The sequence below is a fragment of the Mesorhizobium sp. B2-5-7 genome (assembly GCF_006440875.1).
Classification (GTDB): domain Bacteria; phylum Pseudomonadota; class Alphaproteobacteria; order Rhizobiales; family Rhizobiaceae; genus Mesorhizobium; species Mesorhizobium australicum.
This window is the reverse complement of the sequence record NZ_VFUO01000001.1, coordinates 369,725-394,756: the sequence shown is the minus strand read 5'-3', so window position 1 is coordinate 394,756 and position 25,032 is coordinate 369,725. Positions and strand designations below refer to the sequence as shown.

Here is a 25,032-nt window from a genome sequence, read left to right as displayed (position 1 = left end):
GTAACGCCTCTTTAAATCTGCACCATCCGACAGCCTCACGCAGACCCTGCCGGCGCGCCGGTGTGGCCAGGGCGGAGTCGCGGCCACCTGGCTGCCGTTCCGGCATGTCGCTTCCCTCGCTCTAGTGGTCGCCGCCTCCGCAATGGCCGGAGGGGCGCCGGTCCATTATGCCGCCCGTTATCGCATCCTACGAGGACCATCATGACCGCCGTCCTACAACCCTCAGAACCGGCATTGGCGCCCGACCGTGCCCGCCGCGGCGGTCGCGCCGGCAAGCGCGCCGGTGGCTCGGCCGCGTTCGAGCAGCCGGCTTTCCGCCAACTGAAAAATCCGCTGACGCCGACCAAGCTGGTGTCCGAGGACGAGCTGGAATCGATCCACCTCGCCTCCTTGCGGGTGTTGCGCGAGATTGGCGTAGACGTCCTGCACGACGAAGCCCGCAGCATCATGAAGGCTCATGGCGCCGACGTACGCGAGGGCTCGGAGCGCGTGCGCTTCGACAGCGACATGATCCTGGAGCTGGTGTCGAACTGCCCGTCCGAATTCACCATCCATGCCCGCAACCCCGAGCACAATGTGCGCTTTGGCGGTGACAATCTGATCATCTCGATGATGGCCTCGGCGCCCAATTGCTCCGACATCGATCGTGGCCGCCGGCCCGGCAACCAGCAGGATTATCGCAATTTCCTGCGGCTGGCGCAGATGCACAACATCCTGAATTGCACGGGCGGCTATCCGGTCGAGCCGACTGACATCCACCCGTCGGTGCGCCATCTCGAATGCATCCGCGACCTCGCCACGCTGACGGACAAGGTGTTCCACATCTATTCGCTCGGCAAGGAGCGCAATGTCGACGGCATCGAGATCACCCGCATGGCGCGCGGCATCAGCCATGAGCAATTGCTCGCGGAACCGTCCGTCTTCACCATCATCAACACCAATTCGCCGCTCAAGCTCGACGTGCCGATGATGGAAGGCATCATCCAGATGTCGAGCAAGGGCCAGGTCGTCATCGTCACGCCCTTCACCCTCTCGGGCGCCATGGCGCCCGTCACCATCGCCGGCGCGCTGGTGCAGCAGAATGCCGAGGCGCTGTCCGGCATTGCCTTCGCCCAGATGGTCAGGAAGGGCGCGCCGGTCGGCTATGGCGGCTTCACCTCTAACGTCGACATGAAGTCCGGTTCGCCGGCCTTCGGCACGCCCGAATACATGAAGGCACAGCTCGTCGGGGGCCAGCTCGCCCGCCGCTACAATATCCCCTACCGCACCTCCAACACCTGCGCCGCCAACACCGTCGACGCGCAGGCAGCCTATGAAAGCGTGTTCTCTCTGTGGGGCGCGGTGCAGGGCGGCGGCAACCTGATGATGCATGCGGCCGGCTGGCTGGAAGGCGGCCTGCGCTGCTCCTACGAGAAGACCATTCTGGATATCGACCTGTTGCAGATGGTGGCCGAATTCCTGACCCCGCTTGACCTTTCCGATGAAGCGCTCGGCTTCGACGCCATCCAGTCGGTCGGCCCCGGCGGCCACTTCTTCGGCACCCAGCACACGCAGGACCGCTACAAGACCGCGTTTTATTCGCCCATCCTTTCGGACTGGCGCAATTTCGAGACCTGGGCGGAAGCCGGCTCGCCAACGGCAATGGAAAAGGCCAACAAGGTGTGGAAGGAGCGGCTGGCGTCCTATGACGAACCTTACATGGATCCCGCCATCCGTGAGGAGCTCAACGCCTTTGTTGCGAAGCGCACAGCCGAAGGCGGCGCGCCGACCGATTTTTGAGCGGCAGTGTTCGTTTTGATGAGCCGATCATTCGTATGGATTCGATGAATAGTCGACCCCCACTCCGTCGAGCTTCGCTCGACACCTCTCCCCCGATCGACGGGGGAGAGGAAAAGCGCGAGCCTAGCCCAGTTGGCTCCCTTCCTCTCCCTCCGGAGGGGGGAGAGGTGGCGCTGCGAAGCAGCGACGGAGTGGGGGAAGGCGCTCCTCAAACGCGCAGTCGCCGAAAAACAGGCACAACCCAAAGAGCCAGAAAACTCAGGCAAGGCGACAATCAAGCGGAAGCACTGCTTTGGCTCGAACTAAAAGCCCGCAAGCTTGGCGGCTACAAGTTCACGCGACAGTTCTCTATCGAACCCTACTACGCTGACTTCGCCTGCCGCGAAAAATGGCTTGTTGTCGAAGTCGACGGACACCAGCATGCGGACAGTCCCTATGACCGCCGCCGCGACGACTTCATGCGCGCTCAGGGCTATTCGATCCTGCGCCTTTGGAGCCATGACGTCGTGAAACATCGCACTTCCGTCTGTGAAACCATCCTTGCCGCGCTTGACGGCAAGCTGATCGAAAACATCGCTGTATCCGACCTCCGCTTTGTCTTCGTGTCCCATTCCTCCGATTCAATCTCTTCAAAAACGGAACTATCCTCATGAAATCCCATGCAAAAGCGGTTGTCATTGGCGGCGGTGTCGTCGGCTGCTCGGTGCTCTACCACCTGGCCAAGGCCGGCTGGACCGACATCATGCTGATCGAGCGCTCGGAGCTCACCTCCGGCTCGTCCTGGCATGCGGCCGGCGGCTTCCACACGCTGAACGGCGATCCGAACGTCGCCAAGCTGCAGGCCTATACGGTCCAGCTTTACAAGGAGATCGAGGAGATTTCGGGCCAGTCCTGCTCGCTGCACCTGACCGGCGGCGTGATGTTGGCCGATACGCCCGAGCGCATGGACTTCCTGCGCCTTGCCCACGCCAAGGGCCGCTATCTCGGCATGGACACCGAACTGATCACGCCGTCCGAGGCCAAGGCGATGTTCCCGCTGATGGACGAGACCAATTTCGTCGGCGCCATGTGGGATCCGGTCGAAGGCCATCTCGACCCCTCCGGGACCACCATTGCCTATTCCAAGGCGGCCAAAAAACTCGGCGCCGAAATCGTGCTGCGCAACCGCGTCGTCGACCTGACACAGCAGCCGGACGGCACCTGGAACGTCGTCACCGAACAAGGCACGGTTCACGCCGAACATGTCGTCAACTGCGGCGGCCTGTGGGCGCGCGAGATCGGCCGCATGGTCGGCGTCGAGCTGCCGGTGCTGGCCATGGAGCACATGTATCTCTTGACCGAGCCGATGCCGGAGGTCGAGGAGTTCAACAAGTCGACCGGCCGCGAAATGATCGGTGTGCTCGACTTCAAGGGCGAGATCTACACCCGCCAGGAGCGCAACGGCATCCTGCTCGGCACCTATGAAAAGGCCTGCAAGCCGTGGTCGCCGGTCAACACGCCGTGGGACTTCGGCCATGAACTGCTGCCGCCCGATCTCGACCGCATCGCGCCGTCGCTGGAAATCGGCTTCAAGCATTTCCCCGGCATCGAAAAGGCCGGCATCAAGCAGATCATCAACGGCCCCTTCACCTTCGCGCTCGACGGCAATCCGCTGGTCGGCCCGGTCCAGGGCCTGACCAATTTCTGGTGCGCCTGCGCCGTCATGGCCGGCTTCAGCCAGGGCGGCGGCGTCGGCCTGGCGTTGTCCAACTGGATGGTGCATGGCGATCCGGGCTTCGACGTCTGGGGCATGGATGTCGCCCGCTTCGGCGAATGGGCTGGGCTGCGCTACACCAACGCCAAGGTGCGCGAAAACTATTCGCGCCGCTTCTCGATCCGCTTCCCCAACGAGGAATTGCCGGCTGCCCGCCCGGCGCAGACGACGCCGCTCTACGACACCATGCTCGCCAACAATGCCGTGATGGGCGACTCTTGGGGTCTCGAAACCCCGCTCTGGTTCGCGCCTAAGGGCAGCGAGCCGAAAGACGTCGTCTCCTTCCACCGCTCCAACGACTTTGGACCGATCGGTGAGGAAGTGCGCGCCACGCGCGAGCGCGTCGGCGTCACCGAGATCGCCAACTTCGCCAAATACGAAGTGTCGGGGCCGGGCGCGGAAGAGTTCCTCAACCGGCTGATGACCAACCGCATGCCGAAGACCGGCCGCATCGTGCTGACACCGATGATCAACGAGTTCGGCAAGCTGATCGGCGACTTTACCATCGCCAAGGCCGGTGAAGACCGCTTCATGATCTGGGGCTCGTCGGCAGCGCAGAAATACCACATGCGCTGGTTCGAAAAGCACCTGCCCAAGGATGGTTCGGTGCGCATCCACCGTTTCGACCAGACACTTGTCGGCCTGTCGATCGCCGGACCGAGTTCGCGTGATTTGCTGCAGAAGCTGGTCGACGTCGACATCTCGACCAAGGCTTTCCGCTTTATGGATTTCCGCGAGATGGCGGTCGGCGGCGCGCCCTGCCTGGTCAACCGCATCACCTATACCGGTGACCTCGGCTACGAGATCTGGATGGCGCCAGCCTATGAGCGCCTAGTCTACAAGGCGATCAAGGACGCTGGCGAGGAATTCGGGATCGTCGATTTCGGCATGCGCGCCTTGCTGTCGATGCGCCTGGAAAAGAATTTCCCGACCTGGTTCCGCGAGTTGCGGCCGATCTACGGGCCGTTCGAAGGCTCCATGGACCGCTTCATCAAGCTCGAGAAGAACGACTTCATCGGCCGTGAAGCGGCCGCCAAGGAACAGGCGCAAGGGCCGAAACTGCGCCGCGTCTCCTTCATCGTCGACGCCGCCGATGCCGACGTGATGGGCGACGAGCCGATCTGGGCCAAGGTCGACAAGGATTATGGCACGGTTGAAAAGCCGCATGGCTACGGCGCGCCGCGCTTCGACACGTCAGGCAAGGAAATACGTGGCTCGAAGGCCGCCGAAGGTGCGTCGGCCGTGCGCGGCATCGTCGACGGCGACTGGCGCGTGGTCGGCTGGGTGACGTCGGGCGGCTATGCGCACTACGTGCAAAAGTCGATGGCGCAAGGCTATGTGCCGGCCGCCCTTGCCGAGGATGAAAGCGCGGGGCTGTTCGAGATCGAGATTCTTGGGTCTCGGCGTCCGGCCCGCATCAATGTCGAGGCACCCTTCGACCCAAGCGGCGAGAAGATGCGGACCTGAGGACGGGATGGACAGCGGGGCGCCAAAGGGAAGCTTCGGCCGACACCGCAAGATCATGCCGTTTGTATCAGGCTCGATCGAGGCGCTGCGCGACGCCTCCCGCGAGAAGGCGGCTTCGCTCAACCAGCATGTGCTGGGCTATGGCGCGCAAGCCGAAGCGGAATGGGCGGCGGCGGGTGTTAGCGCGCCCGACCTGCCGACAATGCGAAAATACCGGCTCGAGCGCATCCGCGCCGAGCTGAAGCGCCGCGGCTACGCCGGCGCCTTGCTCTATGATCCTGTCAACATCCGCTATGCGACCGACTCGACCAACATGCAGCTCTGGGTCGCGCACAATCCGACGCGGCATTGCTTCGTCGCCACCGAGGGTCCGGTGGTGCTGTTCGACTACTTTTCCTGCGAGCACCTGTCCGATCATTCCGGCATCGTCGACGAAGTTCGGCCGGCCGTGTCGTGGATGTATCTTTATGGCGGCGAGCTGACCAAGCAGAAAGTCCGCCGTTGGGCCGCCGGTATCGCCGATTTGATCAGGGAGCATGGCGGCGGCAACAACCGCATCGCCGTCGATCACATCAACCCGGAAGGCGTTGAAGAACTCCACCGCCTCGGCATTTCCATCGGCAATGGCGAGGCGGTTATGGAAAACGCGCGGCTGATCAAATCGCCGGATGAAATCCTTGCCATGCGCCGCGCCATCGTCGCTTGCGAGGCGGCGATGGGCGAGATGGAACAGGCGCTCAAGCCTGGTATCTCCGAAAACGAATTGTGGGCGCAACTCCATCGCGGCAACATCGCGCGCGGCGGCGAATGGATCGAGACGCGGCTGCTGACGTCGGGACCGCGCACCAATCCGTGGTTCCAGGAATGCTCGTCGCGGATCATGGAGGCGGGCGATCTCGTCGCCTTCGATACCGATTTGATCGGCCCCTACGGCTTCTGCGCCGATCTCTCGCGCACCTGGCTCTGTGGCGATACAAAGCCGACCAACGAACAGCGCGACCTGTTCCGCATCGCCGCCGACCAGATCCAGTACAACGCCGCTTTGATGCAGCCCGGCGTCTCGTTTCACGAACTGGTCGAACGCTCGGCTGTACCGCCCGGAGACTGCTTCCCAACTCGCTACGGCGTACTCTACCACGGCGTCGGCCTGGCCGACGAATATCCGACCTTGCCGCATGCCAGCGACTGGACGCCGGACACGCCCGACGGCATGCTCGAACCGGGCATGGTGCTGTGCGTCGAAAGCTATATCGGCCGGCTTGGCGGGCGTGAGGGTGTCAAGATCGAGGAACAGATCCTGATCACCGACACCGGCAACGAAAAGCTTTCAACCTACCCGTTGGATTCGAGGCTGCTCGGCTAGCCCGGCAAGCGCTTCGCGCATCGCGCGCACGGTCTTTTCCGGCGTCGTCCTGGCGGTGATGTAGGGCAAGCCTTTGCGTCGCGCCGTCCAGCCGACGATCACGATCTTGCGCGCCGCCGGCTCGAAACGCCGTGCCAGCGCCCAGCTTTCGCAATCGATCGCGGCGACATCCGCTTTGCCTTCCGCAACCGCCACGATCGAGTCGCGATGGCCGCCGCTTTCGCTGTACGATGAAAATATGTCCAGCTTTTCGCCGGCCGCTTTCAGGTCGCGTGTCAGCGCGATGATGCCCGACATGGAATCGAGGCTGTTGAAGGTGAAGCGCCTGCCCCGGATGAGATCGAGCGGCAGCAAGGCCTTGCCATCAGTGGGCGACCGAACCTCCGGCCCCTCGCCCGACCGCATCACCAGCGCGCTCGAATAAAGTTCGCCCTGCCCGCCTTCATAAGCGTCATAGCTTGGCTGACCGACCACCTGCACATGCCGGGACAGACCGAGTTCCATCGGCCCCCAGCAGGTCTGCGCGAACAGCAGCGCCGGATGCATCCAGAGCTTGTGGAAATCGAGTTCGTCCGGCGGCAGCGTCACCGGATCGGGCGCGACGAGTTTACCTTCACCGTCCCGAATGCCGCCCGGCACCGGCGGCAGGTCGCCATTGCGGCGCACGATGGATTGCGGCGCATCGATGCCCCTTCGCCGGAATGAATCGCGCAACGACGCCCATTGCGCGTCGACCTCGTCGCGCGCCTCCGGCCAGTCATACATCGGCAACGCCGCAATCAATTCGCTCATGCCGATATCAAACCACCATGCCGGGACAAAGGATCGCAAAAACGCGGCGCCCAATCAGAATTGGCCGACACGCTATCCACGCTACACGCGGATACTATTCCTTGGGCGGTTCGGCGGGAACCGGCGCGCTGCCAAGCCCACTGATGCTGCGCGCCCTGACGCGCGGCTTGAACGCCCTGCCCGGCTCGGGCGCGCGCCGCAGAACCGGATGCACGATCGGCTCCTTGGCCTTGAAGGCATAGGATCTGAGCAGCGCGAAATAGTTCGGATAGGCATAGCCATTGTTCATCCGCAGCCATTCCTCACGCCGGTCACGAAACAGCTTCGGCAGCCGGTACCAGGCGATGGTCGGGCTCTTGTGATGGACGAAGTGCAGATTGTTGTTGAGGAACAGGAACGACAGCGGTGAGCGCTCGACAATCACCGTGCGGCCTTCCGGATGCTCCGACCACTGGTGCTCGGCATAGGTGCGGATCGAGATCAGCGACTGGCCGAGCCAGACCGGCACCAGCACATAGAGCCAAACCGGCATGCCGAAGCCGAACTGCACGACCGGCAGCACCACGGCAAGGCCTATCGCATGCAGCAGCCAGGCCTTGCGGATCGCCTTGTCTCCGGCAATCACGTGCTTGGCGTCATCGATGAAGAAGCCGATGCAGGACAGCCATGGCCCCAGGACGAGGCGACCGGCCATGGTGTTGTTGACCTTCAGCACGAATTTCATCAGCGGCGGCATTTCTTCGTGCATCCAGAGCGCCTGGTAATAGCTCTCGGGATCGTCGAGCGGATCGGTCAGCCGCTCGTCCGCATGGTGGCGCAGGTGAATGGTCTTGAAACGGCGGAACGGCCAGGCAAGGCCGATCGGCAGGAAGACGAAAGCTTCATTGACGAGGCCGTTGCGGGTCGGGTGACCGTGCAGCACCTCGTGCATGATAGAGGATTGCAAAGCCAGCGTGACGGCCATGACGATCAGTGCAGCTATGGGATATGACGGCCAGAGGAAGAAGCCGGCGGCCAACCATGTGCCGTAGCAGAAGAAAGCGAGAACCACGGTCGGCCATTCGATGGCCGATCTGCTGCTTCGACGGATGCTCTTGCCAGTCATGCTATCGACCACTGTCCCTCAGTCGCCGGAACCCCAACTGGTTCCTGACAGCATTGTGTCAGGAGATATGATTCCACTCAACGCGACAAAGTGCACAAAATGTTGCGTCTGCGCATTCTTGGCTGCATATGTTATACATTGTAAACAGTCTTAGGGATTCGTTTACGCCTGAAGCGCTTCTTCGACCGCTTCGGCGAAAAATTTTCCTCCCGGTCCAAGGAGTGAGATGATGGACAAGCGCGACCTGTCGGCAATCTTCCGGGAGCGTCTGAAGCTCCTCCTGACACGCTCCGACCTCAACCAATCGGCTTTCGCGTCAGCAGTCGGCATCGACAGGTCGGCGCTGTCGCAACTGATGTCAGGTGCCTCGACCCGCCTGCCGCGCGCCGAAACCTTGCTCAACATCGCCGCCGAATTCAAAGTGTCGCTAGACTGGCTGCTTGGTCTTAGCCAGGACGAGGGCGTGACCGGCGAAATCCGCGAGAGCCTGGAGATCGAGGAAGCGCCCGACGGTTTCGACCGCACGCTGCTCGCCAAATGGTTCGCGGAAGCGGCGGGCACCAAGATCCGCTATGTGCCGGCTGGCATTCCCGATCTCCTGCGCACCCACGCGCTCGTCGACTACGAAGCCAACATCACCAACAGGAGCCGACTGGCGCAGGCCAGCGAAACGCAATACCGCATCGAGTACAACCGGCGGCCGGAAACCGACATGGAAGTCTGCATGCCGCGCCACACGCTGGAGATTTTCGCCCGCGGCCTCGGTGTGTGGGACCGTTTCCCGGCGGCCGACCGCCAGCAGCAGCTTGCCCATATGGCGACGCTGCTCGACGACCTCTACCCAACCTTCCGCCTGTTCCTTTATGATGGCCGCATGCGCTATTCGATCCCGCTGACCATATTCGGCCCCTATCGCGCGGCGATCTATGTCGGCGACATGTATGTGGTGCTGAACGCCACCCAGCCGGTCCAGGCCCTGACCCAACATTTCGACAATCTGATCCGCGCCGCCGACATCAATCCGCACGAAGCGGCCGCCTTCGCGCGCAACCTGGCCGGCATGTCGTTCGCATCAGGCTCTGCCTGAGCGCTCAGCACCGCATTTTCATTGACTGGACATAAAGACTTCTTTATATCCTTATTCGAATTCCCAGACATGTTCGAATTCCCAGACATGTTCGAATTCCAAGACACGGTTCGAATTCCAGGACACGAAAGCCAATCCGATGACGACGAGCAATCCGATCGACGCGCTGCTGGCTGAAAAGGGTGTGCTGCTGGCCGATGGCGCCACGGGCACCAATTTGTTCGCCATGGGTCTGGAGGCCGGCGAGGCGCCGGAACTGCTGAACGAAACCGCGCCCGACACCATCACCAGCCTGCACCAGAATTTCGTCGACGCCGGCGCCGATATCATCCTGACCAACTCGTTCGGCGGCACCCGCCACCGGCTGAAACTGCACCATGCGCAGGACCGCGTGCACGCGCTGAACAAGCGCGCGGCCGAGATCGCCCGCGCTGTCGCCGACAAGGCCGGCCGCAAGGTGATCGTCGCCGGCTCGGTCGGTCCGACAGGGGAATTGCTGGTGCCGCTTGGCGCCATGACCTATGACGAAGCGGTCGACGCCTTTGCCGAGCAGATCGAGGGTCTCAAGGAAGGTGGCGCCGAAGTCGCCTGGATCGAGACGATGTCGGCTCCCGACGAGATCCGCGCGGCGGCCGAAGCCGCCATCCGCGTTGGCCTGCCCTACACCTATACCGGCTCGTTCGACACCGCCGGCCGCACCATGATGGGCCTGCTGCCGAAAGACATCCACGGCGTCGCCGACGGCCTGTCGCAAGCGCCGCTCGGGGTTGGCGCCAATTGTGGCGTCGGCGCTTCCGACATCCTGGCCTCGCTGCTCGACATGACCGAGGCCAAGCCGGAGGCGACTGTCATCGTCAAGGGCAATTGCGGCATTCCCGAATTCCGTGGCACCGAGATCCACTATTCCGGCACGCCGGAACTGATGGCCGATTATGTCCGGCTCGCCGTGGATGGCGGAGCCAAGATCATCGGTGGCTGCTGCGGCACCTCGTTCCAGCATCTGGCCGCGATGCGCAAGGCGCTCGACGCCCACACCAGGGCGGATCGCCCGACCGTCGAAAAAATCGTTGAGCGCATTGGCCCGATGCGCAACAAAGTGGCGACGGCAAACACCGCCGAGACCAGCGAAGCCCGCCGCGAGCGGCGGCGCAGCCGCGCCTGAGGCGATTTCTTTTGTTATTCGCTGTTGTCGGCGTAGCTTGACTGCGCCGACTGGAAATCGACCACGTTGTCGCCGCGCATTGTTGCCAGCGCACCGGATGCGCTCGGATCGGAAATCTGCTCCAGCATGACGCGGAAGCGGTCATTGGTCAGCGCCGACATGGCGGTGTGGCGCGCCTGCGCGACATCGTCGCTCATGCGTCTGGATTCGGCTGACGGGGCTGATAAACTCGCCGAAGCGTCCCGTGCCGACGGAGTCGGGTTGGCGATGGTTGTGATTTTCAATTCCGGCTCCCTCAAGCCTTAGACATGACCGGTGTAGCGAGAGGAAATTGCGATCCGGTACCGGAAATGCCGAGCAATTTAACGATCCTGCGCGCTAAGTACGTGAGCACCGGAAGCGCAGGAAGCCACTGTTTGCAGGCCGGTCTCACCTGATTATCGACCGATCCGAAAAAAGGCCGGCAAGGGCAAAGATCCCTCGCCGGCCTGCCTCACCCGCCCGTCGGCCGGTTATCAGAACGATCCCATCATCTGAAAGAAACCGGCCGTCATCGCCACTACCGGTTGCCGCCCAGCGCCGAGGCAAGGCGCACAAGCGAAAGGAACTCGGACCTGTACCCAAACGGGTCGGCTCCTCGGGCGGCAGTGGCAATCTCCACGATCTTGTCGTAGCCGAACTTCGCGGTCGCATCCTCGTCGCGCAGCTTCTGGCCGAAGGCCGCGACGGCGACGGAGAAACGCTGGTCGGTACTCGCCTGATCGAAGGACCCGATCTCGTTGGCCGAGGTCACCGGCGTGGTGATCAGCTTCGAGACGTCCTCGTTGGGCAGCTTGTAGCGGATCTTGACGAAGGCATATTCGTCCGCATTGGCGACGCCGCCATTGTTGACTGTCGCCTGGCCGTAGCGCAGCGGATCGATCTGCTCGCCGCCACCGCCTTTGGGCGTGACCTCGTAGATCGCGGTGACCGAATGGCCCGAGCCGATATCGCCGGCATCGACGCGGTCATTGTTGAAATCCTCGCGGTTGAGCGCCCGGGTCTCGTAGCCGATCAGCCGGTATTCCGACACCTTGTCCGGGTTGAACTCGACCTGGATCTTGACGTCCTTGGCGATGGTGAACAGCGTCGAGGAGGCATCTTCGACCAGCACCTTCTCGGCCTCGGCCAGCGTGTCGATATAGGCGGCGGTGCCGTTGCCGTTCTGGGCAATGGTCTGCATCATTTCATCGTTCAGATTGCCGCGGCCGAAGCCGAACACCGACAGGAACACGCCGGTCTTGCGTTCGCTCTCGATCAGCCGCTTCAGGTCGTCATCATCGGTCTGGCCGACATTGAAGTCGCCGTCAGTGGCAAGCATCACTCGGTTGACGCCATCCTTGATGAAGGACTGCTGGGCAAGCTTGTAGGCTTCCCTGATGCCGGCCTCGCCTGCCGTCGAGCCACCGGGCTGCAGATTGTCGATGGCATTGAGGATCTTGTCCTTCTCGGCAACCTTTGTCGGCATCAGCACGGTGCCGGCATCGCCCGCATAGGTGACGATCGAGATGGTGTCGTCGGCCTTCAGCTTGCTGACCAGCAGCCGGAACGCCGACTTGAGCAGCGGCAGCTTGTCCGGTTCGTCCATCGAGCCCGACACGTCGATCAGGAAGACCAGATTGGCCTTCGGCTGCTCGGTCGGCTTGATGTCGAAACCCTTGATGGCGACGTGCATCAGCTTGGTGTGCGCGTTCCACGGCGTCGGCATGACGCTGACGGTCGAGTTGAACGGCGTTGAGGCCGATTCCGGCCCCTTCCAGTCATAAGGGAAGTAATTGATCATCTCCTCGACGCGGACCGCGTCGGCTTGCGGCAGGTAGCCCTGCTTCAGCGAGCCGCGCACGAAGGAATAGGACGCGGTGTCAACATCGATCGAGAAGGTCGAGACCGGGTCTTGCAGTGCCGCATGCACGGGATTGGTCTTGAAATCCTGGACGCGATCGCGGTTTTCCTCCTGCGGCGCGATCTGGTCGGCCGGGATGGCCGCCGGCTGCTGCGGGGCCATAAGCTTGGGCTCGGCTCCCTGGACGCGATTGGCCCGCGCGGCATTAGGCGCGTTTGGCATGAGGCCGGCACTCTCCCGTGAAACCTCGCCGCTGGGTGCGGGGGCCGGCCTGGAGGTTGGCAAAGTCCCATACTCCACCTCCTTGCCGCTGTAGGTCTTTAGGTCAAACCTCGACGATACAGTCGGGCTCACCGGCGCGCCCGGTTGTGCTGCGCCACCGGCGGCATCCGATTCGGAGTTCGGCGGTGCGGCCGGCGCAAGTGCATCGCTGGCGTCGCGGCTTTCCACATCCAAGTCTGCCTTCTTGTCCTTCTCTAGCGCCGTGGGAGCCTGTTTCGGCTCGGCGACGGTTGGCTTCTGCGTCGCCGGCTTGTCGGCCAGCGTCTCGGTGATCTTCTCGTCGCCGCCGAACGGCGACGGCTGTTCCCTCAGCAAATGGAAGGTGGCGTATCCAGCGATCGGCAGGGCGACGAGCCCGGCAAGGGCCGGCGTGGCAATGAGTTTCTTTTGCATGATCTCGCTCCAGAGCTTTTGTGCTCGCTCCGTGAGACGAAGGCCGCCAACCGATCCTTGGGTGACGGCGGAAATATTTTCCTGATCATAGGCGCGCAGGGCGGCTTCGAAGGCGCGTGCCTTCGCGCTCTCGTCCGGCGCCGGTACCGCTGCGTTGCGCAGCTTTCTGAGTTCGTTGTCGTCGACCATGGTCACACTTCCCCGGCTGAACGCATCAACGTCTTCAGCCGTTTCTTCGCTTCATGGATGTGCCAGGAAACCGTCGTCTCCGAGATCGCCATCGCCTCGGCGGCGGCCGCGTGGCTCAAGCCTTCGCCATGGACAAGCATCACGGCATCGCGCTGCTTGTCCGGCAATTGCCGCACCGCCGCCCACAACGCCTCGGTGGGGTCTTCACCCTCGGCCGGGCCTTCGCCCGAAATCAGCGCATGGACGCCATAGGCCTCGGTCTTGACCGTCTCGCGCTGGGTCTTGCGCATCGTGTCGCGCGCGGCGTTCATCGTCATGGTGTAGAGCCATGTCGTGAACGCGCCGCTGCCGCGATAATCCCGGATCGCCTTGCCCAGCCTGACACAGACTTCCTGGGCGATGTCTTCGGCATCGGCCTTCCTGCCGCACCAGCGATAGGCGGCGCGATAGACGAAGTCATAGTGACGCTCCAGCAATTTGCCGAAGGCCCCCCTGTCTCCGCCCTTCGCCCGCCCGATCAGTTCGACGTCGGAGGCTTCACTCTCATCCAGCATCATCGCCATCATTTGCCTGTTGGACGAAGGCTAATGGCTAATCCTTGGGGTGATCGAAAGATTTTTTCTCGATTTGGGCGTTTGCGTCCAGGGCTTACCGAGTGAGGTCAGGCCGGCCTCACCTGAATGTCAACACGCCTGGCCCGCCGCCCAGCCTGACGACCACGCCCATTGGAAATTATAGCCGCCGAGCCAGCCGGTGACGTCGACGACCTCGCCGATGAAGAACAGGCCCGGCACCAGCTTCGCCTGCATCGTCTTCTGGTCGAGGCCGTTGGTGTCTACCCCGCCGAGCGTCACTTCGGCCGTCCGGTAGCCCTCCGAACCGGCTGGCTTGATGCGCCAGTCGTTGACCGCGGCCTCGACGGTTTTGATCTGGGTCTCGGAAAGATCGGCGAGGTTGCCGTCGATCCCGGTCCGCTCGGCTATCGCCTGTGCCAGCCGTTTCGGCAAATGATTTGCCAGCACGGTCTGCACGGCTTGCCGGCCATTGCCACGCCTGGCGGTGCGGACGAGCTCAGCCACATCCGTGCCCGGCAGCATGGCGATGCGGATTTCATCGCCCTCGCGCCAATAGGAGGAGATCTGCAGGATGGATGGCCCGCTGACGCCGCGATGCGTGAACAGCATCGCCTCGGAAAACCGCGTCTTGCCGCAGGCAATCTCGGCGTCGACCGCGTTTCCGGCCAGGGGCGAAAGCCGCTCAAGCGTTTTTGCGTCGAAGGTCAACGGCACCAGGGCAGGCCGTGTTTCGACGACGGCAAGGCCATACCGTTCGGCAAGCTCGTAGCCGAAGCCCGTCGCGCCCATCTTGGGGATCGACTTGCCGCCACAGGCCACGACCAGGGACTGGCAGGAAACCGAGCCCGTGGAGAGAGCGAGTTCAAACCCTTCCTCGGTTCTGCCGATAGCCTCGACGCGGGTCGACAATACCAGCTCGGCGCCCCTGCCCCGCATTTCCGAGACCAGCATACCGATGATCTGGCGCGCCGAGCCGTCGCAGAACAGCTGCCCCAATGTCTTCTCGTGATAGGCAATGCCGTGGCGTTCGACCAGCGCAATGAAGTCGCGCTGCGTATAGCGGCTGAGCGCCGAGATGCAGAAATGCGGATTCCTCGATATGAAATTCTTCGGGCTCGCATGGATGTTGGTGAAATTGCACCGGCCGCCGCCGGAGATGCGGATCTTTTCGCCGGGTGCCGCCGCGTGATCGAGGATCAGCACCGAACGGCCGCGCTTGGCGGCTTCCACGGCGCACATCATTCCGGCGGCGCCGGCGCCGATGATCACGACATCATAGGATTGCATCAGGTTGATCGTTCCCGCGCGGCTCCCGCTCATTCAGCGAGACCGCCCTGATACCGCGAACGGATCGGGCAGCCAACAGGCGGGAATAGCCGCGCGAGACTCAGGTCAGTGTCTCGGCAAACAGCGCCGTCAGCCGTTTCCAGTGACGCTCGGCTCCCCCTTCGTCGTAGACACTGTGGTCGGGCACGCACCAGCCATGCGCCATGCCGACATAATTCTCCAGCAGATAGTCGACTCCCGCCGTCCTCAGCGCCTCGGCCAGCTTGGTCGACTGCTCCGGTGGGAAACTCCGGTCGACGCCCGCCATGCCGACATACACACGCGCCTTGATGGAGGCCGCCTTGCGATGCGGGCTGTCGGCGGCATCGCTGGCGAGGTTGCCGCCATGGAAACTGGCGGCGGCCTTGACCCTGTCGGGGTAGGTTGCAGCGGCGTTGAGCGCCCGCGCCCCGCCCATGCAATAGCCGACAGTGCCGATCGGTCCCGTGACGCCTTCGCCGGCGAGCGCGTCGACAAAGGCGGCGCTGTCGCTTAGGGTCATTTCCTGCGTCGTGCCGGTGACCAGCGCCATCAGCGGCGCCCTGGTCCTTTCTTCGACAAAAGCGGTCTTGGCGTCGAACGGGCCATAAGGAGCATTGCGGTAGAAGAGATCGGGCACCAGCACCGCATAGCCCTCGCCCGCCAGCCGTTCCGCCATCAGGTCAAGCGCCGGGCGCGGACCGAAGGCGTCCTGGTAGAGAATGACGCCAGCCTTGGCTGAAGAACCCTTGGCCGATCGGAACAGGCCTGCCTTCGCCACACCGTCACGGGTCTTGATGTGAAGGTCCTGCTTCATCATTGCGTGCTCCGTTTGCCAGATGCGCGATACATATCCGCGCAAACCGCCACGGCAAGGCGTTCCCTGAGCCCGGCGGTCAACATTTCGTGCGGGATCGCGTGATGCGCTAAGGACCAGCCAACGCAGCCATGTGGAAGGCCTGGACCTCCGGCGGATAGCGATACTGCGCGCCATAGGGGCAGGCATTGCGGTCAAGACAACCACCGGCCCGGCACGGCTCGCCATTCGCCCCCCTCACATGCGCGAGGCAGGCCTGGTAGGCGAAACCATCCGTCGAATAAGCGGCGACCGGACAGGATTTCAGACAAGGTTTGTCGACGCAGGTGTCGCAAAGATGGATCGTCTCCCGAAATTCCGGAAGCGTTATCTCGTCCTCGAACAGCAGCGCGCCGCGATAAGCATGCCAAAGCCCGTATTGCGGATGCATGAGGATGCCGAGCGGCGACGGCCTCAGCCCTTCCGCCCGAACAGCCCATTGCTGAAACGGCAGGTAAGGTTTGTCCGACGGCGAAACGACGCGGGCACCAAACTCTTGCGCCACCTCGCCGATGACCTGCCGCGACCAGGTGTCGAGCGGATCGGCGATCGCCTGTGGCTGCTGGTCCCGCCAGCGCAGGAAATGCGGCCAAGGCGCAGCGCCCGCCTGCCCTACCAGCAGGACAGACTTTGCCGGCGCGCCCGAGGCGCCATCAGGAGCACCCTCGTCATCGGGAAAAAGAAGACCGCCACGCAGGATGAGGCCGTTGGCGCCAAGCGCGGCCGTGATCTCCTCGATCATACCGCGCACGCAATCATCCCTTCTTGTCCGGATCGGAGAAGGCGCTCCGCCAGACTTCCTTGTGGATGATGTTGGCGACTTTAGCCCCGCCTGACTCGGGCTCCTTTCAGGTGAAGGCGTCGGGCATCGACCCCTTCTTCTTGGCGATGAAATCCTTCAAGGCTTCATCGATGCCTTCATCAAGGTGCGGCGCTTCATAAGCCTCCAGCCAGCGCCGCGCCAGATCGTTGGCGCGCTGCGGTGCGGTCTTCTGGCCCTCGGCCAGCCACTGCTCGTAGGAGTTGTTGTCGGCGATCGACGAGCGGTAGAAGGCGGTCTGGAAATTGGCCTGGGTATGGTCGCAGCCGAGATAGTGGCTGCCCGGGCCGACCTGGCGGATAGCGTCCATCGCCTGGCCGTTTTCCGACAGGTCGACGCCCTCGGAGAATTTCTGGGTCATACCGAGCTGGTCGATATCCATCATGAATTTTTCGTAGCAGGAGGCCAGCCCGCCTTCGAGCCAGCCTGCCGAATGCAGGACGAAATTGGTGCCGGCGAGAATGGTCGAGTTCAGCGTGTTGGCGCTCTCATAGGCTGCCTGTGCGTCCGGAACTTTCGAAGCACAGAGCGAGCCCCCGGTACGGAACGGCAAGCCGAGCCGGCGGGCGAGTTGGGCAGCGCCATAGGAGACCAGCGACGGCTCCGGTGTGCCGAAGGTCGGCGCGCCCGACTGCATCGAGATCGACGAGGCGAAGGTGCCGAACAGCACCGGCGCGCCCGGACGGATCAGCTGCGTGAACGAGGCGCCGGCCAGCACTTCGGCCAGGACCTGCGTCAGCGTGCCGGCGACCGTCACCGGGCTCATCGCGCCGGCCAGGATGAACGGCGTGACGATGCAGGCCTGGTTATGACGCGAATAGACCTTCAGGGCGCCAAGCATGGTCTCGTCGAACACCATCGGCGAGTTGGCGTTGATCAGGCTGGTCAGCACCGTGTTGTTCTCGACGAAGTCGTCGCCGAAGACGAGCTTGGCCATCGCCACCGTGTCCTCGGCGCGCTCCGGTGCGGTCACCGAACCCATGAACGGCTTGTCGGAATATTTGATGTGCGCGTAGACCATGTCGAGATGACGCTTGTTGACCGGCACGTCGACCGGCTCGCACACCGTGCCGCCCGAATGGTGGATCGACGGCGCCATATAGGCAAGCTTCACGAAATTCTGGAAATCCTCGATCGTCGCGTAGCGCCTGACGCCGTCGAGATCGCGCACGAAGGGCGGACCATAGACCGGCGCGAACACCGTCGCATTGCCGCCGATCTGCACCGAGCGTTCTGAATTGCGGGCATGCTGGGTGTAGATGGGCGGCGCGGTCTTCAAGAGCGAACGGCAGAGCCCCTTGGGAAAATGCACGCGCTCGCCCTTGACGTCGGCGCCGGCCTCTTTCCAGAGCTGCAGTGCTTCGGCGTCATCGCGAAAAATGATGCCGATCTCTTCCAGCACCGTATCGGTGTTCTTCTCGATCAGCGCCAGGCCTTCCTCGTTCAGCACCTCGTAGACGTTGATCTTGCGCTTGATATAGGTGAGCTGGGTGCCGGGGCCGCCGCCTGAGCGCGCCGCACGCCTGGCCGCCGCTCCGCCACTGGCGCCGCGCCCACGCCGCACGTTTGACGCTTCCTGGTCGACTGCCGCGTGTTCGCTCATGATCGCTCTTCCCTGAATATGGCCCGCCTGACTATGGCTGGTCCGTAACCGTTGCGGCCGCATGACGCGGCTTTGCCCGGATCGTAGCCATGCACCCTATTCGAAACGGCCCGTCCGCGCCAACGCCTGTCGCAAAATCGACAAGAAAACCGATAGATTTTCCAGTCGCTTTCCTTTTGCGGGAAGTCGCAAATCAGCTATGGATACCCGCCCGTTGCGGGTTAGGTATGAACACCATTATTTTGTGCCTTGCGACACAGTCGCGATGCCGTGAGGAGCTGGATAAAAATGTCCGACGACGAGATCATCCTTTCCGAGCTTTCCGACGACGAGCTGGTGCAGCAGATGCACGACGATCTCTATGACGGGCTGAAGGAAGAGATCGAGGAAGGCACCAACATCCTCCTCGAGCGCGGCTGGGCGCCCTACAAGGTGCTTACCGAAGCGCTGGTCGAAGGCATGCGTATCGTCGGCGAGGATTTTCGCGACGGCATCCTGTTCGTGCCGGAAGTGCTTTTGTCCGCCAACGCCATGAAGGCCGGCATGTTCATCCTGCGTCCGCTGCTCGCCGCCACCGGCGCGCCGAAACAGGGCAAGATGGTGATTGGCACCGTCAAGGGCGACATCCACGACATCGGCAAGAACCTCGTCGGCATGATGATGGAGGGTGCTGGCTTCGACGTCATCGATCTCGGCATCAACAACGCGGTCGAAAAGTATCTCGACGCGATTGAAAAGCACCAGCCCGACATCATCGGCATGTCGGCACTGCTCACCACCACCATGCCCTACATGAAGGTCGTCATCGACACGATGAAGGAAAAGGGCATTCGCGACGACTACGTCGTGCTGGTCGGCGGCGCGCCGCTCAACGAGGAATTCGGCAAGGCCGTCGGCGCCGACGCTTATTGCCGCGACGCGGCGGTGGCGGTCGAGACCGCCAAGGATTTCATGAAGCGCAAGCACAACGTGCGTGCTTCGGCCTGATCCAAGGCATCAGGGCGACGAAAAAAAGCCGCGCCTTGCAGCGCGGCTTTTTTGTCCCCAGATGAGGGACGGCCGCCGATCAATTGGCGACGGTGTCTTTGACCGCCCTCGCCGTCGATTTGACATCCTTGCCGACACCCCGAACGGTGTTGGCGCAGGCCGTAAGTGCCAGAGCGCAGGCAAGGATAGCCATCGGCGCTATGCGTAGCAGTTTCATGGACGGTGTCTCCCTCGACAGATAAATTAGCCCCGCAGCGAAAAGCCGGCTCGACTTGGTCAAGACGAAAAAAACAAAACCGAATCAGACAGACAGGCTGCTCATCATCGCCTGCGGGATGATTGCGCGCGAGGTGTTGGCCGTCAAGGAACAGCTCGGGCTGGATCACCTCGAATTGACGTGTTTGCCGGCGGAGTTTCATTTCCATCCCGACCGCATCGCGCCGGCCATGGAGAAGGCGATCGAAAAGGCCAGGGCGGAAGGCTATGAACATATCTTCGTCGGCTATGCCGATTGCGGCACTGGCGGCCTGCTTGACCGCGTGTTGGAGAAGCATGGCGTCGAACGCATGGCCGGCCCGCATTGCTTCGCGTTCTATCAAGGCATGGAAGCCTATGCGAAGGTCGCCGACGACGACATGATGTCCTTCTACATGACGGACTTCCTGTGCCGCCAGTTCGATGCCTTCTTCATGAAGCCGCTCGGGCTGGACAAGCACCCGGAGCTGATCAACGACTATTTCGGCAATTACGAGAAGCTGATCTATCTGGCGCAGACCGATGATCCGGAGCTCGACAAGGTCGCGGAAAAGGCCGCCGCCCTGCTCGGCCTCGCCTATGAGCGCCGCTCCACCGGTTTTGGCGACCTGACGCCAGGCCTGGAGCGGGCGGCCGCGAACGCCTGACGGCTTCAGGCCGGGTCTTCGGCTGCCAGCGCCGCCAGCACGTCGGCAAAGCTCGTCCTGCAAGCAAAACCCAGCCTGTCCCTCGCCCGCGACGCGTCATAGATTCGGTCGATCGAGGAAAACATCGTCCAGCCCTTCCTCGCGTAGAGAGCGGGAAATTCAGGAAAATACCGCGCCACCACGGACGGTGCGTCCTTGATCAACGCCTCGCAATCTTCGGGTTGGAACGGCGTCGGCGCACAGACGATGAAGATGTCGAAGCCGAGCTCCGGTGCCTTCTCCAAGGCCGCGACATGCGCCTGCGCGGCGTCCTCCACCGTCAGCCGCCGAAACAGCAGTTCGTTCGCCTTGGTGTTGGCGTCCGACTGCTCGATGGCATGCGCCATGTCGTCGGCCTCGGGGAAGAAACGTGCCGTGCGCAGCACCACCACCGGCAGCCCGTGCTGGAGGTGGTAGAGACGGCAGAGATGCTCGGCGGATAGCTTGGTGACGCCATAGATGTTGCGCGGCTCGGGCGACATCGCTTCCGTCAGCCACGCCGCCTTGCGCGCACCGCCCTTGAAGCCGTCGCGTATCGCCTGCGAGATCATCAGCGAGGTCGTTGACGTGAAGACGAAGCGTTGCACATTGGCCGCCACCGCCGCGTCGAGCAGGTTTAGCGTGCCTTGCACGTTGGCCGCGATGAAATCGCTGTTGGCGTGGCTGTCTATGTTGGGCTTGTGCAGCGCGCCGCTGTGAATAATGGCCTCTATCCGGTTTTCTCCGACGGCACTCATGACGAGGTCACGGTCGGCAATCGAACCGACGATCCGCGTTTCGGCCGATGGAACGGGATCGAGGCCGGTCACGTCATGTCCAAGCTCACGCAGGAGTGGCGCCAGCGCGCTGCCCAGCCAACCCGACGATCCCGTAAGCAAGATTCGCATGCGTCACACCATGAGTTTTGACCGAGACGCTGTTAAGCACGGATGACAGGCGCCAGCGACCCGGTAAGTTATGCGCCAGGCGGCGGCAGCGCCGTTCCAGACAAAACAGGGAATTCTTTGATGATCCTTCGCTCATTGATCGCCGCCCTTGGTCTCCTCTGCTGTACTTTGCCCGCCCTTGCCGACGGACAAGTGCAAAAACTGATCACGCCTGCCGATAAGGCGCGGCTCGACAAATATGGCGACACCCGCAAGGCGGCGCTCGCCGAAGCAAAGGCGGCCAACCCCGCCGAGCTCAAGCAGCTCGACACGCTGTTGGCCAAGCCGCTGGTCGCCTTCTCCGACAAGGATCTCACCGGCAACTGGCGGTGCCGCACGATCAAGGTCGGCGGACTGAGCCCGCTCGTTGTCTATGGCTGGTTCAAATGCAGGGTCACCGATGATGGCTCCGGCTGGCGGCTGGAAAAGATCAGCGGTTCTCAGCGCACCCAGGGCCGCTTCTTCGACGACGGCGACAAGCGCTCGATCTATCTTGGCTCCGGCTCCGTCAACGACGATCGGGCAAAGCCCTATGGCAGCGGCCCGCAGACCGACCAGGTTGGTTACGCCTTCCGAAACAGCGCCAAGGAATGGCGCATCGAGTTCCCCGCGCCCTACTATGAATCGAAGCTCGACATCATGGAGTTCAAGCGCTGACCAAGTCTTCATGCGCTGACCGGGGTCTTCATGGGTTGGTAAGGCTTCCGGCATACCAAGGATTAACCCGCCCGCCCTAAGGTCCGGCCACATCAGCCGGTCCTTGGAGCACGGAAAGATCAATGGCAGCGTCGCAACCAAATCCGCGACCTATTGTGGTCGTCACCGGTGGCGGCGCGCATGTCTGGGCCATGATCAACGACCTCGCCGACCGCGTCGGCCCTGTCAGCGTCGTCCTCGAAATCCCTGAATCTAAAAAGCAATTGCTGCGCGGCCGCGCCCGACGCCAGGGCTGGATCTCTGCCATCGGCCAGCTCGGCACGATGGTGCTGAGCAGGCTCGGCAAACGGCTTAATGTCAAACACGCCGCCCGGTTGATTGCCGAGGAGAAGCTTGAAACGGAACCGCGGCAAGGCCAGGTCATCATCCATGTGGCATCCGCCAACGGGCCGGAATGTCTGCAGGCAATCGAGACGATCAAGCCCGGCGTCGTGCTGCTGAACGGCTGCCGGCTGATTTCCAGGGAGATGCTGGCCAAAATGCCGTGTCCGGTGCTCAACTATCATGCCGGCATCACCCCGAAATATCGCGGCATGAATGGCGGCTATTGGGCGTTGACCTCAGGCGATCCGCAGAATTTCGGCACCACCGTCCATCTGGTCGATGCGGGCGTCGACACTGGTGGCGTGCTGAAGCAGGTGCGCGGCAAGCCGAAACAAGGTGACACCATCTCAAGCTATGCGCTGCGCCAGGCGGCGTTTTCGCGCGACATCTGCGTCGAGGCGGTCAGCGACGCGCTGGCCGGAAAACTTGCAACGTTCGATCCAGGGCTGCCATCGAAGCAGTGGTACCACCCGACGATCTGGTTCTACGTCTGGACAGGGCTGAGAACCGGCATTTGGTAACGCATCCAGTGTCCGGAACAGCGCAAATTCCGCCGCCATTACCGCTGCAGTGACCCCGTCGCGGCATGGGTCGCAAACGAATAAACGCACCTTTCATTTTACGACATCCAAATGCGTCGCTTTTGAATGCGCGCGCGTCGTCCCATAACAAGCGGGCCAACTGCGCTTGCGGCAATGCTCGGGGATCGAGGAGCGAGAATTCATGGCCGATCTTATCGTCGTCTACTGGCGCGACATTCCTGCCCAGGTCATCGTCAAGAAGGGCCGGCAGAACGCCAAGCGCGAACTGCCGTTGCGCTTCACCGAGGCGATCGATATGTGCGCCATGCGCACCGGCGCCGGCGGCACGGACGACTATCTGGCCGAATGGCGCAAGGCTGATCCAGTTCCGGTCGGTGACGATCTCGAAGCCGAGGTCGAAAAGGCCTTCAACGAGATCGACGCGAAATATGACCGCGAGCGGCTGGTCGCTCTGGTCAAGGCCGGCGGCAAAGAAAATGTCTGAAACCACTCCCGTCAGCAAGGAAGGCGTGGCCATTACGCAGGCCACTCAGGTCAAGAAGGCGGCGCCGAAGTCCGACTACAAGCCGGCCGATGTCTCGCCGCAGCGGCGCGTACAGCGCTCCTTCGCGATACGGCTGTGGTCCATCAGGCATTCGCGCTTGCTCGAATGGTTCTACGCCCGCTTCGCCGACACCTTCTTGCTGCTGCACCCGTTGTGGAAGGGTATCGGCTATGGCCGCGTCGAGGCTCCAATCAAGTTCGTCGAAAAGCGCGTAAAAGGCTTCATGTTCGACTGCCGCATGTGCGGTCAGTGCATCCTGTCCTCGACCGGCATGTCTTGCCCGATGAACTGCCCCAAGCAGTTGCGCAACGGCCCTTGCGGCGGCGTGCGCGCCAACGGCAATTGCGAGGTCGAACCCGACATGCCCTGCGTCTGGGTCAAGGCCTGGGAAGGTTCGCAGAACATGGTCAACTCCGACAGGATCCTCACCGTGCAGAAGCCGGTCGACCAGTCGTTGCGCGAAACCTCTGCCTGGCTGCGGGTGACCGCGCAGGCCGCGGCAGCCCGTGAAGCCGCCGCTGCCGCGAAGACCGGAGCCTCCGCGTGACCGGCCGCCAGCTCGACGAAAATCCGGCCGGCATCCATTTGCCGCTCGATCCCCTGCCCGGCCACACCTCGCGCGGCCGGCTGGAGCGCGTGCTCAGGCGCGGCGAGTTTGCGGTGACGACCGAACTGAACCCGCCCGACAGCGCCGATCCGGAGGATGTCTACAACCGTGCGAAGATCTTCGACGGCTGGGTCGACGCCATCAACGCCGTCGATGCGTCCGGCGCCAATTGCCATATGTCGTCGGTCGGCATCTGTGCGCTTCTGACCCGCATGGGCTACGCCCCGATCATGCAGATCGCCTGCCGCGACAAGAACCGCATCGCCATCCAGGGCGACGTGCTGGGCGGCGCCGCGATGGGCGTCGCCAACATGCTGTGCCTGACCGGCGACGGCGTGCAGGCCGGCGACCAGCCGGGCGCCAAGCCGGTGTTCGACCTCGATTCCATGTCGCTGTTGGAGACCTGCCGCATCATGCGAGACAACGGCAAGTTTCTGTCCGGCCGCAAGCTGACGACGCCACCGCAGCTGTTCCTGGGCGCTGCCGTCAATCCGTTCGCGCCGCCTTTCGACTTTCGCCCGATCCATCTCGGCAAGAAGATCGCCGCCGGCGCGCAATTCGTGCAGACGCAGTATTGCTTCGACGTGCCGATGTTCAAGACCTTCATGCAGAAGGCACGTGATCTCGGCCACACCGAGAAAGTGTTCATCCTGTGTGGCGTCGGCCCTCTCGCTTCCGCCAAGACGGCAAAATGGATCCGCTCCAACGTGCCGGGCATCCATATCCCTGACGCTATCATCAAGCGGCTGGAGGGTGCCCAGGACCAGAAGAAGGAGGGCAAGCAACTCTGCACCGACATCATCAACGAGGTGAAGGAAATTCCCGGTGTCTCCGGCATCCATGTGATGGCCTATCGCCAGGAGGAATATGTCGCCGAGATCGTCGATGAATCGGGCGTGCTGAAGGGCCGCCAGCCGTGGAAACGCGAGATCCGCCGCGACGACCAGATGGTCGCCGACCGGCTGGACCGCATCCTGCACGACGACATTACCGAAACCCAGGTGGACATGGTGAAGACCGCGCATTGACTT

Annotated in this window: 24 protein-coding genes; 13 read left to right on the top strand and 11 right to left on the bottom strand. The window is 62.7% G+C overall.

Translation table 11 applies throughout. The annotated features are described in order from the left end of the window. Positions 1-201 precede the first annotated feature (201 nt). From FJ543_RS01880 to FJ543_RS01865, 4 genes are all read left to right on the top strand, one after another. On the top strand, positions 202-1,779 hold the full coding sequence (locus FJ543_RS01880) for a trimethylamine methyltransferase family protein (RefSeq protein WP_140873553.1): 1,578 nt from the start codon (positions 202-204) through the stop codon (positions 1,777-1,779). Between the two features lie 167 nt (positions 1,780-1,946). Continuing rightward, positions 1,947-2,432 carry a DUF559 domain-containing protein gene (locus FJ543_RS01875; protein WP_015317443.1) on the top strand — a complete coding sequence of 162 codons (486 nt, stop codon included), beginning with the start codon at positions 1,947-1,949 and terminating at the stop codon, positions 2,430-2,432. Beyond that, positions 2,429-4,999, top strand: a complete 2,571-nt coding sequence (locus FJ543_RS01870; protein ID WP_140873551.1) for an FAD-dependent oxidoreductase — start codon at positions 2,429-2,431, stop codon at positions 4,997-4,999. The genes FJ543_RS01875 and FJ543_RS01870 overlap by 4 nt, the downstream gene beginning before the upstream one ends. 7 nt (positions 5,000-5,006) lie before the next feature. Then, positions 5,007-6,362 carry a Xaa-Pro peptidase family protein gene (locus FJ543_RS01865; RefSeq protein WP_140873549.1) on the top strand — a complete coding sequence of 452 codons (1,356 nt, stop codon included), beginning with the start codon at positions 5,007-5,009 and terminating at the stop codon, positions 6,360-6,362. On the opposite strand, the gene FJ543_RS01860 is transcribed toward FJ543_RS01865, so the two are convergent. Then, complete coding sequence (locus tag FJ543_RS01860) at positions 6,327-7,154, bottom strand: PhnD/SsuA/transferrin family substrate-binding protein (RefSeq protein ID WP_140873547.1); 828 nt, start codon at positions 7,152-7,154, stop codon at positions 6,327-6,329. The genes FJ543_RS01865 and FJ543_RS01860 overlap by 36 nt on opposite strands. Positions 7,155-7,248: 94 nt before the next feature. Next, on the bottom strand, positions 7,249-8,259 hold the full coding sequence (locus FJ543_RS01855; protein ID WP_181166283.1) for a fatty acid desaturase: 1,011 nt from the start codon (positions 8,257-8,259) through the stop codon (positions 7,249-7,251). 229 nt (positions 8,260-8,488) lie between these two features. Between FJ543_RS01855 and FJ543_RS01850 the strand changes: the two genes are divergently transcribed. Together FJ543_RS01850 and bmt are read left to right on the top strand one after the other, a co-directional pair. Then, on the top strand, positions 8,489-9,346 hold the full coding sequence (locus tag FJ543_RS01850) for a helix-turn-helix transcriptional regulator (protein WP_140661059.1): 858 nt from the start codon (positions 8,489-8,491) through the stop codon (positions 9,344-9,346). A gap of 139 nt (positions 9,347-9,485) precedes the next feature. Further along, positions 9,486-10,508: a betaine--homocysteine S-methyltransferase gene (gene bmt / locus FJ543_RS01845; protein WP_015317437.1), complete on the top strand. Its 1,023-nt coding sequence runs from the start codon at positions 9,486-9,488 to the stop codon at positions 10,506-10,508. A gap of 14 nt (positions 10,509-10,522) precedes the next feature. Here the strand turns inward: bmt and FJ543_RS31375 are convergent, their stop codons facing one another. From FJ543_RS31375 to FJ543_RS01810, 7 genes are all read right to left on the bottom strand, one after another. After that, positions 10,523-10,705 carry a hypothetical protein gene (locus FJ543_RS31375; RefSeq protein WP_224623363.1) on the bottom strand — a complete coding sequence of 61 codons (183 nt, stop codon included), beginning with the start codon at positions 10,703-10,705 and terminating at the stop codon, positions 10,523-10,525. A gap of 362 nt (positions 10,706-11,067) precedes the next feature. Beyond that, on the bottom strand, positions 11,068-13,254 hold the full coding sequence (locus tag FJ543_RS01835) for a VWA domain-containing protein (protein ID WP_140873545.1): 2,187 nt from the start codon (positions 13,252-13,254) through the stop codon (positions 11,068-11,070). A 2-nt stretch (positions 13,255-13,256) separates the two neighbouring features. Then, positions 13,257-13,817 carry an RNA polymerase sigma factor gene (locus FJ543_RS01830; protein WP_140873543.1) on the bottom strand — a complete coding sequence of 187 codons (561 nt, stop codon included), beginning with the start codon at positions 13,815-13,817 and terminating at the stop codon, positions 13,257-13,259. Positions 13,818-13,937: 120 nt separating this feature from the next. Further along, positions 13,938-15,116, bottom strand: a complete 1,179-nt coding sequence (locus tag FJ543_RS01825; protein WP_140874430.1) for an NAD(P)/FAD-dependent oxidoreductase — start codon at positions 15,114-15,116, stop codon at positions 13,938-13,940. 100 nt (positions 15,117-15,216) lie between these two features. Further along, entirely contained in the window at positions 15,217-15,954 is a 738-nt protein-coding gene (locus FJ543_RS01820; RefSeq protein ID WP_140873541.1) for a dienelactone hydrolase family protein, read from the bottom strand. Between the two features lie 106 nt (positions 15,955-16,060). Further along, positions 16,061-16,741, bottom strand: coding sequence for a 4Fe-4S dicluster domain-containing protein (locus FJ543_RS01815; protein ID WP_181173896.1), 681 nt, complete (start codon positions 16,739-16,741; stop codon positions 16,061-16,063). 97 nt (positions 16,742-16,838) lie between these two features. Further along, entirely contained in the window at positions 16,839-18,413 is a 1,575-nt protein-coding gene (locus FJ543_RS01810; protein ID WP_140873539.1) for a trimethylamine methyltransferase family protein, read from the bottom strand. A gap of 288 nt (positions 18,414-18,701) precedes the next feature. Between FJ543_RS01810 and FJ543_RS01805 the strand changes: the two genes are divergently transcribed. Continuing rightward, positions 18,702-19,400 carry a B12-binding domain-containing protein gene (locus FJ543_RS01805; RefSeq protein ID WP_015317429.1) on the top strand — a complete coding sequence of 233 codons (699 nt, stop codon included), beginning with the start codon at positions 18,702-18,704 and terminating at the stop codon, positions 19,398-19,400. Between the two features lie 79 nt (positions 19,401-19,479). Here the strand turns inward: FJ543_RS01805 and FJ543_RS01800 are convergent, their stop codons facing one another. Beyond that, positions 19,480-19,617, bottom strand: a complete 138-nt coding sequence (locus FJ543_RS01800) for an entericidin A/B family lipoprotein (RefSeq protein ID WP_015317428.1) — start codon at positions 19,615-19,617, stop codon at positions 19,480-19,482. A gap of 55 nt (positions 19,618-19,672) precedes the next feature. Between FJ543_RS01800 and FJ543_RS01795 the strand changes: the two genes are divergently transcribed. Beyond that, the gene (locus FJ543_RS01795) at positions 19,673-20,302 is read left to right on the top strand and encodes a DUF1638 domain-containing protein (RefSeq protein ID WP_140873537.1); all 630 of its coding nucleotides are present in this window, start codon (positions 19,673-19,675) and stop codon (positions 20,300-20,302) included. Between the two features lie 5 nt (positions 20,303-20,307). On the opposite strand, the gene FJ543_RS01790 is transcribed toward FJ543_RS01795, so the two are convergent. Further along, positions 20,308-21,228, bottom strand: coding sequence for an NAD(P)-dependent oxidoreductase (locus tag FJ543_RS01790; RefSeq protein WP_140873535.1), 921 nt, complete (start codon positions 21,226-21,228; stop codon positions 20,308-20,310). A 120-nt stretch (positions 21,229-21,348) separates the two neighbouring features. Here FJ543_RS01790 and FJ543_RS01785 point away from each other — a divergent pair, with 120 nt between their 5' ends. The 5 genes from FJ543_RS01785 to FJ543_RS01765 all read left to right on the top strand — a co-directional run bounded on the left by FJ543_RS01785 (position 21,349) and on the right by FJ543_RS01765 (position 25,029). Further along, positions 21,349-21,924 (top strand): DUF4893 domain-containing protein, encoded by a 576-nt coding sequence (locus FJ543_RS01785; protein ID WP_015317425.1) that lies wholly within the window; start codon positions 21,349-21,351, stop codon positions 21,922-21,924. Positions 21,925-22,046: 122 nt separating this feature from the next. Further along, positions 22,047-22,829 (top strand): formyl transferase, encoded by a 783-nt coding sequence (locus tag FJ543_RS01780; protein WP_140873533.1) that lies wholly within the window; start codon positions 22,047-22,049, stop codon positions 22,827-22,829. Positions 22,830-23,031: 202 nt separating this feature from the next. Then, on the top strand, positions 23,032-23,334 hold the full coding sequence (locus tag FJ543_RS01775; protein ID WP_015317423.1) for a virulence factor: 303 nt from the start codon (positions 23,032-23,034) through the stop codon (positions 23,332-23,334). Beyond that, positions 23,327-23,941 (top strand): methylenetetrahydrofolate reductase C-terminal domain-containing protein, encoded by a 615-nt coding sequence (locus FJ543_RS01770; RefSeq protein ID WP_015317422.1) that lies wholly within the window; start codon positions 23,327-23,329, stop codon positions 23,939-23,941. Before FJ543_RS01775 ends, FJ543_RS01770 begins: the two co-directional genes overlap by 8 nt. Then, positions 23,938-25,029, top strand: coding sequence for a methylenetetrahydrofolate reductase (locus tag FJ543_RS01765; protein WP_015317421.1), 1,092 nt, complete (start codon positions 23,938-23,940; stop codon positions 25,027-25,029). Before FJ543_RS01770 ends, FJ543_RS01765 begins: the two co-directional genes overlap by 4 nt. Positions 25,030-25,032 lie beyond the last annotated feature (3 nt).

Excerpts from the sequence above, each read along its gene's own strand:
- FJ543_RS01865 (WP_140873549.1), top strand. The coding sequence starts at position 5,007 with ATGGACAGCGGGGCGCCAAAGGGAAGCTTCGGCCGACACCGCAAGATC.
- FJ543_RS01880 (WP_140873553.1), top strand. The coding sequence starts at position 202 with ATGACCGCCGTCCTACAACCCTCAGAACCGGCATTGGCGCCCGACCGT.
- FJ543_RS01785 (WP_015317425.1), top strand. The coding sequence starts at position 21,349 with ATGATCCTTCGCTCATTGATCGCCGCCCTTGGTCTCCTCTGCTGTACT.
- FJ543_RS01810 (WP_140873539.1), bottom strand. The coding sequence starts at position 18,413 with ATGAGCGAACACGCGGCAGTCGACCAGGAAGCGTCAAACGTGCGGCGT.
- FJ543_RS01805 (WP_015317429.1), top strand. The coding sequence starts at position 18,702 with ATGTCCGACGACGAGATCATCCTTTCCGAGCTTTCCGACGACGAGCTG.
- FJ543_RS01855 (WP_181166283.1), bottom strand. The coding sequence starts at position 8,259 with ATGACTGGCAAGAGCATCCGTCGAAGCAGCAGATCGGCCATCGAATGG.
- FJ543_RS01860 (WP_140873547.1), bottom strand. The coding sequence starts at position 7,154 with ATGAGCGAATTGATTGCGGCGTTGCCGATGTATGACTGGCCGGAGGCG.
- FJ543_RS01770 (WP_015317422.1), top strand. The coding sequence starts at position 23,327 with ATGTCTGAAACCACTCCCGTCAGCAAGGAAGGCGTGGCCATTACGCAG.
- FJ543_RS01830 (WP_140873543.1), bottom strand. The coding sequence starts at position 13,817 with ATGGCGATGATGCTGGATGAGAGTGAAGCCTCCGACGTCGAACTGATC.
- FJ543_RS31375 (WP_224623363.1), bottom strand. The coding sequence starts at position 10,705 with ATGAGCGACGATGTCGCGCAGGCGCGCCACACCGCCATGTCGGCGCTG.
- FJ543_RS01790 (WP_140873535.1), bottom strand. The coding sequence starts at position 21,228 with ATGCGAATCTTGCTTACGGGATCGTCGGGTTGGCTGGGCAGCGCGCTG.
- FJ543_RS01780 (WP_140873533.1), top strand. The coding sequence starts at position 22,047 with ATGGCAGCGTCGCAACCAAATCCGCGACCTATTGTGGTCGTCACCGGT.
- FJ543_RS01835 (WP_140873545.1), bottom strand. The coding sequence starts at position 13,254 with ATGGTCGACGACAACGAACTCAGAAAGCTGCGCAACGCAGCGGTACCG.
- FJ543_RS01775 (WP_015317423.1), top strand. The coding sequence starts at position 23,032 with ATGGCCGATCTTATCGTCGTCTACTGGCGCGACATTCCTGCCCAGGTC.
- FJ543_RS01825 (WP_140874430.1), bottom strand. The coding sequence starts at position 15,116 with ATGCAATCCTATGATGTCGTGATCATCGGCGCCGGCGCCGCCGGAATG.
- FJ543_RS01870 (WP_140873551.1), top strand. The coding sequence starts at position 2,429 with ATGAAATCCCATGCAAAAGCGGTTGTCATTGGCGGCGGTGTCGTCGGC.
- FJ543_RS01800 (WP_015317428.1), bottom strand. The coding sequence starts at position 19,617 with ATGAAACTGCTACGCATAGCGCCGATGGCTATCCTTGCCTGCGCTCTG.
- FJ543_RS01850 (WP_140661059.1), top strand. The coding sequence starts at position 8,489 with ATGGACAAGCGCGACCTGTCGGCAATCTTCCGGGAGCGTCTGAAGCTC.
- bmt (WP_015317437.1), top strand. The coding sequence starts at position 9,486 with ATGACGACGAGCAATCCGATCGACGCGCTGCTGGCTGAAAAGGGTGTG.
- FJ543_RS01820 (WP_140873541.1), bottom strand. The coding sequence starts at position 15,954 with ATGATGAAGCAGGACCTTCACATCAAGACCCGTGACGGTGTGGCGAAG.